We start from the raw sequence: 7,130 nt of genomic DNA on the forward strand, positions 1-7,130 counted from the left end.
TTAATATGTTGGAACTGCTTCTTTTTCCCAAGCTGCTATTTCTTTTTTCAATTGGGCTTCGATTTCTAAATTAGTTCCAATTAAATCGTTTTGCTCGCTAATGTCTTCAACAACATTAAATAATTGAAACTTCCCACTATGGTATTTTACTAATTTCCAATCACCTGAAATAACTGCTGCATATTGGTCTTCGTAGCTTCTAAAGAAATATAAATTACGATTTGCAATCTCTTTTCCTTTTAATAAAGGCATTAAACTGACACCTTGTATATCTTTATTCTCATATTTTTTACCTGAAGCAATTTCAACTAAAGTTGGATATAAATCTATGGATTGAACTGGAACATTAGAAACCGTATTTGGAGTTGTCACTTCTGGATAATAAATCATGAATGGCACTCTTGCTCCACCTTCTCCTAAAGTATTACCACCTTTTTTACCCCCACTTAAAGGTGCATTTGTGTAAGCGCCTCCCTGATCTGATAATACAATTACAACTGTATTGTCTGCAATTCCCTTTTCTTCCAAAGCTTTTCTAACACGACCAACAGACTCGTCCATGGCTTCTACCATGGCCGCATGATGTGCATATTTCCCTTCTAATCCTGCATCTTGATATTTCTTCAATAAATCTTTTCTTCCTACTGAAGGTCCATGGACAGAATAATACCAGAACGATAACATAAATGGTTGGTCGTTATCATAACCTTTTATAAAATCGACTGCGCCATCGGTTAATACATCTGTAAGATAATCGCCTTCTTTATAATTCTTCATGAAACCTTTTGGGTCACCATCTTTAAAAAACGGGAAATAATAACTTTTTGGATGCCCATGGTCTGTTGTTCCAAACTCTTCATCAAAACCTTGATCTATTGGATAACGTCCTTGATGACCAAGATGCCATTTACCAACAAAGTAGTTGTAATAGCCATATTCTTTCAGCCTTTCGGCATACGTGATTTCTTCAAGAGGTAAGTAGTTTCTTGAAGGTCGTTGCACAGGGTCAGTAGGCCATAAGTTATATTCTGCATCTGGATTATTTGGATCTATTGAAATATGTCTTGGCATACCCAAACGGATTGCTTCCTTGCCTGTTAATAAAGACAATCTACTTGGACTACACGTAGGTGTTGGAATATAAGCTCTATTAAAATCTAAACCTTCTTTTTTAAGTTGATCTATATTTGGAGTGTTGAATGTGTTGTTTCTATAACCAACATCGGACCATCCATAATCATCAACAAACAATAAAACTATGTTTGGTTTATTAATTAATACTTTGTCCCGAAATGTTTCCTTATTAGCATTTACATCTTTGTTTTTACAAGAAAAAATAAGACTAATAATAAATAATAGTTTGATAAATTTGAAATTCATTTCATTTGTGAGTTAAAAAAATTAAAATTTTACTTTAGCAATTTAGTTACAACTTCCATCAGTAGGTTTTGTTACGTTCGGACAACCGTCAATTGCATTTGTAGGAAATATAAAAAAATCTTCTTGTTCAAAATCAGTATTAGTCTTTGTTATATTCCCAACAATTACTTCGTAACAACCATTATCTGGACCAGTACAACCACCTTCAGCAGCAGCATTATCTCTAACAGCTCCAATGGAATGACCTGGAGTACTTTCGTTATCAGGATTCTGGCATTTTAAAATAAGCTCTTTTCTATCATCACAATCAAAATATTTAAAATCCTTTCCTTTAATCTGAGCGCCTTGACCACCTGTTACGGTTATATCTCCAATATATGATCTACTATCAAACGTACCTTTTCTTTCAATAAGACCAGGTTTACTTCCGATGAAACCAGCTGCTATTTGTATAGCATGGGTAGAATTAATTGCCAAAATACCTTCAATATCTACACGACCTTGGTCTACGCGATGAGGCGACATATTAAACGCTGCATCTCCGCTTCTAGATGTTAAATTTCTTCCAACAACATCATCAACAGTAACTTTATTTACTTGATTGGTTGCTGCCGCACCAGTTTCTACTCTTAAAGTAACACCACCCTGTCCGTCAAGGTTTTTATATAAAACACTTTTACCTGTTTGCATTTGCACCACACCATAACCAACATGCATACCAGTCATAACAACATCTTTTATAACACCACTAAAAGATGCTTCATCAACATTTTGATTAGAAGGCAAATTAAGAACGATATTTGAAAATCTAGAGTAATTATCTGTTAAACTTAAACCAGAAAACTTAAAATTCTTTACATTACCAAACTCAACAAATCTTACACCAATATCATCTCCAGAGGGAATAAGACCTTTAAACCATGTTGAAGTATCTGTATTATCTTCATCTGAATTCGTAATTGCAACATTTTCAACATAAAAATCCTCACCAACTAAAAACATATTTATATTTCTACCAGCAACACTACCACTTAGGTCTGGTTGAATCACTACATCTGAATCTATTTTAATATGAATATTAGATCTTAGTTGAACTTCCTTTAAACAATATGTGCCTTTTTGAATTTTAATAATTCCACCGCCTGTGCTTGACAAAGACTCGATTTGTTGATTTAAAAGTTGACTGTCTTCTAGACTACAATCACCATTAAGATTTGCAATTACCTCTGTTGAAGGTATTTTATCTATATAAAACCTATCTTCATTGTCTGTTAATCGGTCTGTTGTAGATTCACCTTGAAAAAACAAATTATTTATTTCCTCCTCTTCTTCTTGAATATCATCATTATTTGATTCTGAAGAACAAGCAACAAAAAGCAAGACAGTTAAAACTAAAAAGCTATTTTTATATTTAATAATCATCCATATTTAATTTTATCAATGTAAATATCATATGATACTATTAAATATTTGTTCTCTCTAGTTTAAAAATTGTATTTGAGCGTAAATAAACTCTATTAGCTTAAGAAAAAGCACTAACCCAATCATTCATATCATCAACCATAATTAATAATACGTTAGGTTTTTCTTGTGAAAAACTAAGTAACGTGATTAATGATAAACAATGGATAAATAATAATTTTTTCAACATGAATGGTTTATTTTAATATTAGTTTTTTTATGGATTTGTTTTCAATGTTCACAAAGTACACACCTTTTTTTAAATGACTTAAATTGAGTGTATGTGTTAAATTCGAGGCATTTAATTCTGCTTTAAAAACTTCTTTCCCAATAACATTAAAAATTGAAATAGTTTCAATTTCTTTGTTTGCTAGGAGTGTAAGTTTTCCGTTAGTGGGATTTGGATACATAAAAACGTTATTGAAATTATTATCTTCAATTGATAACGTTCCGTTTTCCAATGGGTTTCTTGGGTTTGGAGTATCTCTATAATCTGCTGGAATCCAAAAATTCACACCATCTATGGATTCATTACAAATTTCATAGTCATCGTAACTATTTATGAAAAATGCATTTGGAGGTAAATAATGCGCTTCAATATTATACCCTATTGCAGTAACTTCTGAAACTGGCAAATCTATATCGTAATGACCCGGTTTATCTTGCTCTGATAAAACAGCACCAATTGCTGGTCCGTTTCTACTTTCACCATCTATATTTAGTGTTGTAGAAATTCCAATACCATTAGAGCGTTCTACACGTAATTGACATGGTATATATCTTAATCTTTTAGATGGATGTAATTGTGCATCTTGACCAAAGATAGCAGTCACGTTTCTTACTATTGAAGAGCTATCAAAAGAACCAGGAGTTAATCCATTTGTTTCTTGTTCATCTGTCGTAAATCCAGCGGACCAGACAACACCACCTTCGCAGCTCGTTGCTGTAATATTTCTCATATCAAAAAATCCTTGGTCTAAAGTATGTGGGGAAAGTTGTAATGCACTTTGACCATTGGTGCATTCAAGATTTCGTCCATAAATATTAGTGAGTTTAATGGCTTCAAAAAGGGCTCCAGATGTATATTGGATTAAATCAAAACCCGTTTCTAATCTTAAGGCAACACCTCCAACACAGGATAAATCTCTAAACAGTATATTTTTGCCTGCTTGTGTTTGTACCAAACCATAACCATAATGACCATTAACCATTGAAGCATTCTCAATGATACCATTTTGTGGCACACCTCTTACCGAATTAATTACACCGTTTGAAGTTGTATAATTAGTTCCAAAAGCTAAAGAAGAAAACTCGGTATAGCTATCTATAATATGAAAATTAGCTATTTTAAAATTACTACAATATTTAAAATTTATAACTCTTATTCGAAGTGTTGAGGCCAACCCTGTTAAGTCGAAATTAAATTTACCACCTACACCAATTATACTAAAATTGGTTATTCCAGCATTATTGTCGGCATCAAACATCGCGTTATTTACTCCTGGTGTTGGATTGTAAGGCAGAATGGTTGTGCCAGCATCCATTTCGATATGCACGTTAGATTTTAAAGGAACTTCAAGAATTCTATATGTTCCTGCTTGCACAGTAATGGTTCCTCCAGAAGCAGTTAAGGCGTTGATAGCATTAATAAACAATAGAGAGTCGTCTCCGGTTCCTACAGAAGGACTGATGGTTTGTGTTCCAGTACCTACGGTTGGATTATAAAATGAACTGTCTGGTGGTGTTTGAGATTGAATAGGTAAAACTAAACCTAGAATAAAAAGTATTAATGCAGCGTATTTAGTTTTCATATTAAGAGTTTTTAAAGTATTACAAATTAAAAAGACAATAATAGAATAATTGTCTTTGTTGGTTTTATAATTGTTTCTGATAGTAAATAAATTGTTTATTCCCAAATGATTGGCATAAATACAGTCATTTCACTAACACCTCTATTACTCCACGCGTAGTATGGTATAAAGGTAGCTTCAAATGGTTGCCATGACTTTTTTTCTAATGTTCTATACATTTTGTTTTCTTTATCAGATGTCAATAAAACATGTCCTTTTAAAGTTGTGACTCCACCTAAAAAACCAGCTTCTTTTTGTGAAGTTAATTTTATATCCGAAGGAAGATATACATCTAATACATTTGTGTTTTTTGGTAAATCTGGAGTTTCTATACAATACACAACGGGTCCTCTTTTAATTGCGGCTTGATTTCTAACTTCTTCAATTTTTCTATGACCCACAACTAATTCCGATTTCATTGGCATATTTAAAGAAATTATATCTCCTTTTTTCCATTTTCTATTAAAAGTAACATACTCACCTTCTTGAAGCGTTATGTTTTCATTTTTACCATTTATAGAAATTGAACTTTCTTTAGCCCATTCTGGAATTCTTAATAGAATATCGAAAGCATTGTCTTTGCATTCTTCTACAGTAAAGTTAACATCACCATCCCATGGGTAATCAGTTTTTTGTGTTAATTTAATTTTTGAACCATCTAGCAAGTTTGTTTCTAGGGTATTTCCGCCATATAGATTTACTGCAAGTCCATTATTGGTTAAACTATAAGACCAAGTTGATAGTTTTGCAATGGTTCTAACTAAATTTGGAGGACAACAAAAACATGGGATATAAGGGACTCTTGTTGGATAATCGGTGCCTCCCATTTTATGATCAAAACTTCTTCTTAAGGGATTTGTATAGAAAAAATTAGTACCACCAAGATCGATACCCGATAAAGCGCTGTTATACATAACAGTTTCGATAACATCTGCATATTTAGATTCTCCTTTTACACTCATCATTCTATAGTTAAACATCGCGTTACATAAGTTGGCACATGTTTCATTATAGGCATTTGCATTGTGCATTTCATAATCTATTGTAAAGGCTTCGTGTACAAAATCTCTATGAGACGAACCTCCATCATGTTTTTGTCCGCAAGCTCCAGTAATAAACATTTTCTGATTTACAATATTACCCCATATACGATCTAAAGCTTCAATTAACGCTTGCTCTCCTGTTTCGGCATAAACATCTGCAGCACCAGCATAATAATATAAAGCCAAAACGGCATGACCAACAGCTTCTTTAGATTTCCTCAACGGAATTCTTTCTTGTGTCATATCGCCTATGTTTCTATAGCTTACTGTTGGGTCTACAACTACTTTAGACATACCACGCATGTTTATGAAAATTTCTGCAAGTTCTAAATATCTTTTGTCCTTAGTGGTTCTGTACAATTCTACTAAACCCATTATTTGTACTTGATTAAAACCAAATCGTGCTAATTCTTTTGGTTGAGGCTGAAAAACATCGTACAAATTGTTGGCATTTTTTATTGCAATGTCTAAAAAGTTGCGTTTACCTGTTAATCTATAATGCGTTAAGGCACTTATATATAAATGGCCACTATTATACATTTCGTGGTTTTTTACTTCAGAAAAAGGTTTCTTTCCGGGAATTGTTATTTGAGTTTGTAAATACCCGTTTTCCAATTGTGCTTTTCCAATGATTTCGATATAATTATCAATTTCTTCTAATATTTTGTCGTCTTTGTTTATGGCATAGATGTATAATGAAGCTTCCATCCATTTGTAAAAATCGCCATCGTGCCAAAACATTCCTTCGTGTTTCCCTTTTTTTAAACCAGCTGCAATTTTAAAATTGTTTAAAGCATAACCTGTATCGCCAGTTAATAATTTTCCCATGCTAGGAACCATTACTTTTTCTGCTAATTCAAACTTATCTGCCCAAAAACCATCTGTCCAAACACAATCGCCAATATTTATATTTTTAAACTTTACATGTTTACTGTTCGAATAATCGACACTTCCAATACCTTGATTTTTTAGGTTAGCAGATTTTTCGGCAGATACATTAGAAACAACTTCAAGTTTTGTGTCAAGAATCTCAGATTTAGCAAGACCTTTATTTTCTTGTTTACAAGATGTTAAAGCAAAAAAGATTAAAGTGATAAGTAAGGATAGTTTTTTCATTTTATGCTTTTATTTTAAAGGTTTTATATTAAATTCAAAGTTGTATTTACCTGAGTTAATTAGGTAATGAGGTAACATTTCAGATAATGTTCCACCTATTCCCATTTGTATTAAATCTAAGTTTAGAGTGTAAAATCCTTGAGGTTTTAATTCGTATGGGTGTTTAGCTTTTTCTAGGTTTTCTGATGAATACGGCCAAATTGAAAATCCAAACTCTGGCTTTCCAGATATTTGAATTCCTGAATTGTTATTTGTTGTTAGCTGAAGCCATCTCACATCG

General features: G+C 32.6%; 5 protein-coding genes. All 5 read right to left on the bottom strand.

Features of this window, described 5'->3' with window-relative positions; all coding sequences use genetic code 11:
- Entirely contained in the window at nucleotides 1-1,380 is a 1,380-nt protein-coding gene (locus tag WBN21_RS04215; protein WP_424198043.1) for a sulfatase, read from the bottom strand.
- Between the two features lie 42 nt (nucleotides 1,381-1,422).
- The gene (locus WBN21_RS04220; protein WP_424198044.1) at nucleotides 1,423-2,802 is read right to left on the bottom strand and encodes a hypothetical protein; all 1,380 of its coding nucleotides are present in this window, start codon (nucleotides 2,800-2,802) and stop codon (nucleotides 1,423-1,425) included.
- Between the two features lie 236 nt (nucleotides 2,803-3,038).
- On the bottom strand, nucleotides 3,039-4,652 hold the full coding sequence (locus WBN21_RS04225) for a T9SS type A sorting domain-containing protein (protein WP_424198045.1): 1,614 nt from the start codon (nucleotides 4,650-4,652) through the stop codon (nucleotides 3,039-3,041).
- A 95-nt stretch (nucleotides 4,653-4,747) separates the two neighbouring features.
- Nucleotides 4,748-6,850 carry a glycoside hydrolase family 127 protein gene (locus tag WBN21_RS04230; protein ID WP_424198046.1) on the bottom strand — a complete coding sequence of 701 codons (2,103 nt, stop codon included), beginning with the start codon at nucleotides 6,848-6,850 and terminating at the stop codon, nucleotides 4,748-4,750.
- Nucleotides 6,851-6,859: 9 nt separating this feature from the next.
- A partial coding sequence (locus tag WBN21_RS04235; protein ID WP_424198047.1) for a hypothetical protein occupies nucleotides 6,860-7,130 on the bottom strand: 271 nt, incomplete at its 5' end.

The organism is Algibacter sp. (assembly GCF_049667265.1).
GTDB lineage: Bacteria > Bacteroidota > Bacteroidia > Flavobacteriales > Flavobacteriaceae > Algibacter_B.

Coding starts and splice junctions, on each gene's coding strand:
- WBN21_RS04215 (WP_424198043.1), bottom strand. CDS start 1,380: ATGAATTTCAAATTTATCAAACTATTATTTATTATTAGTCTTATTTTT.
- WBN21_RS04220 (WP_424198044.1), bottom strand. CDS start 2,802: ATGATTATTAAATATAAAAATAGCTTTTTAGTTTTAACTGTCTTGCTT.
- WBN21_RS04225 (WP_424198045.1), bottom strand. CDS start 4,652: ATGAAAACTAAATACGCTGCATTAATACTTTTTATTCTAGGTTTAGTT.
- WBN21_RS04230 (WP_424198046.1), bottom strand. CDS start 6,850: ATGAAAAAACTATCCTTACTTATCACTTTAATCTTTTTTGCTTTAACA.